Raw genomic sequence first — 229 nt, 5'->3', positions numbered from 1 at the left:
ATCAGAGACTGTATTTCTTATCATTGATTTCGGCGGTATTTTTACCATTAGGTTTTTTAACAGGCTTATTGGGCGTCAATATTGGCGGAATACCTGGCGCTGAATCAAATTGGGCTTTTGCCGCATTCTGTGGCGGATTGTTTGCGCTGATAGGTTTGCAAATGTACTTATTCTACCGTTTGAAATGGCTATAATCCGTCTCTAATATACATGATGGACATTGATCTGC

General features: G+C 40.2%; 1 protein-coding gene. It reads left to right on the top strand.

Annotated features, from left to right (window positions below; all coding sequences use genetic code 11):
* Positions 1-194 (top strand): CorA family divalent cation transporter (locus AAEY72_RS16635; RefSeq protein ID WP_352311821.1); only part of this gene is annotated, 194 nt, incomplete at its 5' end.
* Between the last annotated feature and the right edge of the window lie 35 nt (positions 195-229).

This window comes from Psychrobacter sp. W2-37-MNA-CIBAN-0211, from assembly GCF_040309405.1.
Classification (GTDB): domain Bacteria; phylum Pseudomonadota; class Gammaproteobacteria; order Pseudomonadales; family Moraxellaceae; genus Psychrobacter; species Psychrobacter glaciei.
Note: the sequence above shows the minus strand (reverse complement) of the source record. Positions and strands in the feature narration are given on the sequence as shown.